The organism is Dietzia sp. DQ11-44 (assembly GCF_014145205.1).
Taxonomy (GTDB): domain Bacteria; phylum Actinomycetota; class Actinomycetes; order Mycobacteriales; family Mycobacteriaceae; genus Dietzia; species Dietzia natronolimnaea.
The window spans coordinates 1-2,600 of the sequence record NZ_JAALEC010000596.1; the positions used below are offsets into that span (position 1 = coordinate 1).

Consider the following 2,600-nt stretch of genomic DNA (forward strand, 5'->3'; position numbering starts at 1 on the left):
TCCGCCACTCCCTACGGCCCGCTCCACCTGCTCCTCATGAGGATCGTGGTGGCCGTGTCCGGCGGGCACCCCGCGGTGGGGATCGTCGTCCTGCGCGTGGCGGTGTTGGTGGCACTGGCCGCACTGACCGTGGTGCTGGTGACGGCGGCCCGCCGGACCGGGGTGGACGCGGGGGCCGCGGTCTGGCTGGCGTGCGCGTCGCCGCTGTCGGTGATCCATCTGGCGGGCGGGCTGCACAACGAGATCTTCCCGCTCGTCGCCTGCCTCGGGGCGGTCGTCCTGGCCCTCGACGGTCGCCGGGCGTGGGCGGGCGCGGCGATCGGGATCGCGGTGGCGTTCAAGGCCACCGCGGTGATCGTCGCCCCGTTCCTGCTGTGGATCGCGCTGACCCGGCGGCGCGAGGACCCCTCGGTCACCAGACCGGTGGTCCGGGCCCTCGGGGACACGGCACTGGCCGCCGCCATCGCGGTGGCCGTCCTCGGGCTGGCCACCGTCGCCTCCGGTACCGGGATCGGGTGGTTCGACGCGATCGCCGTGTCCGACAGGGTGATCAACTACCTCAGCGCACCGACCGCGGCAGCGCACCTGTTCCACGCGGTCACCGACTCACCCGGGTTCGAGGACGTGCTCGCGGTGTCCCGGCAGGTCGGGCGGGTGGTCCTCGCCGTGGTCCTGGTGGCCGTGTGGTGGCGTCATCGCCGGGACCGGATGACGGCGCTCCGCGGCATCATGCTGGCGTTGCTGGCCTTCGTCGTGCTCAACTCGCTGGCCTGGCCCTGGTACTACGTCTGGGTGGCCGCGTTCTGGATGCTGGCGAGGCCGGGGCCCCGGGCCACCACGGCAGCGGTCGGGATGACCGTGTTCCTGGTGATGGCGATAGGTCCGAACGGATCGACCAGCCTCTACAGCCCCGTGCTCTCCGGGATCGCGGTGCTCGCCTCACTGGCGGTGGCCTGGTGGTGGTGGCGGGCCACCGGAAGGGTCAGAACGCCATCGCCTGAGCGCGCCGGATGACCTCCCGCGCGCGATGACCGTGGAGCGCGTCCGCGGGGCGACCCGGCAGGCTGTCGTCCTCCGTGAAGAGCCACCGCAGGATCTCCTCGTCGCGGTAACCCCCGTCACGGAGAACCGAGACGAGTCCGGGCAGGAAACGCGCCACCTCGTCGTCGTCGTCCAGGAACACCGCGGGGACCACCACCACCCCGGCACGTCGGACGGCGATCAACCCCCCCTCACGGAGGAGGTCGTGCACACGGGTGACCGGGATGCCCAGTCGCCGCGACACCTCGGGCAGATTGATCGTCTCGACGTCCCCGGGCAGGACGTCATCGCAGTGCGGAACGGTACTCACGGCCACCACGTTAGTCCCAGCGGGGCCCGGCGGTCACCACCGCGGGGCGCACGGCACGGTTGCATACCGAGATCGGGACGCCGACGGGCAGAATGGACTCCATGACCACTCACGACGGGCAGCTACCAGGGCCGGGCACCGTGCTCGACGGGCGCTACCGGCTCGACGCCGTGATCGCACGCGGCGGGATGTCGATCGTGCACCTCGCCACCGACGAGCGGTTGGACCGCCACGTCGCCGTCAAGCTGTTGGACCCCGCCCTCGCCGGCGATCGCGCCTTCGTCGACCGGTTCACCCTCGAGGCGCGCTCGGTCGCGCGGCTCTCCGACCCCGGCATCGTCCAGGTCTTCGACCAGGGGGTCGAGGGGGACACAGCCTTCCTCGTGATGGAGTTGGTCCCGGGCGGCACGCTGCGCGAACTACTGGACGAGCGCGGACCCATGCCCCCGTACGCCGCCGCCGCCGTGCTCCGCCCCCTCCTCGGCGCACTCCGCGAGGCCCACGAGGCCGGGCTGGTCCACCGCGACATCAAGCCAGAGAACGTCCTCATCTCCACCACCGGGGCGGTCAAACTCGCCGACTTCGGTCTCGTCCGTGCGGTGGCCGAGTCGAGGGCGACCTCGCGGAGCGTGGTGATGGGCACCGCCGCCTACCTCTCCCCCGAGCAGATCTCCGGCGCCGACACCGACGGGCGCTCCGACCTGTACTCCCTGGGGGTGCTCGCCTACGAGATGCTCACCGGCGAGCCCCCGTTCAACGGGGACAACTCGATCGCCGTGGCCTACCGGCGCCTGGACACCGACGTCCCGGCGCCCTCCGACCAGTCCGATTCCGTGGCGGAGGACCTCGACCACCTGATCCTCCGGGCGACCCGACGCAGCCGCGAGGACCGCTACCAGGATGCCGGGGAGATGCTCGACGACCTGGACCGGGCGGCCGAGATCGGACGCTTCCCCACCTATGTCGTCCCGGCGCCCCACCAGTCGTCCTGGTCCCGGGCCCGCGCCGCCGCGGCGCGATCGGCGCCCGGCGGTGCCACGGAGTTCGACGCCGCCGATCGCGAGAGCGGCGAGGCGCTCGGCCACGGTGACGGCCCCGTCCCCACACGGATGCACACGAGGGTGGGACTCGACGCGGTCCCGCCGCCCCCCGTCGCCGAGGAGTCCTACGCCCGAGGGGAGGTGGAACCGGTGTCGGACCGGGCGCCCGTCCGCCCTCGACGCAGGCTCGGTCTGCTGTGGCTGGGGGA

The 2,600-nt window shown here is 72.5% G+C and carries 3 protein-coding genes; 2 read left to right on the plus strand and 1 reads right to left on the minus strand.

Annotated features, from left to right (window positions below; genetic code table 11):
• Nucleotides 1-1,014: polyprenol phosphomannose-dependent alpha 1,6 mannosyltransferase MptB (mptB, locus tag G6018_RS13960; protein ID WP_182617557.1), on the plus strand; the 1,014-nt coding region annotated here is incomplete at its 5' end.
• Here the strand turns inward: mptB and G6018_RS13965 are convergent.
• The gene (locus G6018_RS13965; RefSeq protein WP_179525049.1) at nucleotides 983-1,351 is read right to left on the minus strand and encodes an Rv2175c family DNA-binding protein; all 369 of its coding nucleotides are present in this window, start codon (nucleotides 1,349-1,351) and stop codon (nucleotides 983-985) included. The two genes, mptB and G6018_RS13965, sit on opposite strands and share 32 nt — an antisense overlap.
• A gap of 101 nt (nucleotides 1,352-1,452) precedes the next feature.
• Here G6018_RS13965 and G6018_RS13970 point away from each other — a divergent pair.
• Nucleotides 1,453-2,600, plus strand: a 1,148-nt coding sequence (locus G6018_RS13970; protein ID WP_241732119.1) for a protein kinase, incomplete at its 3' end; no start/stop codon positions are given.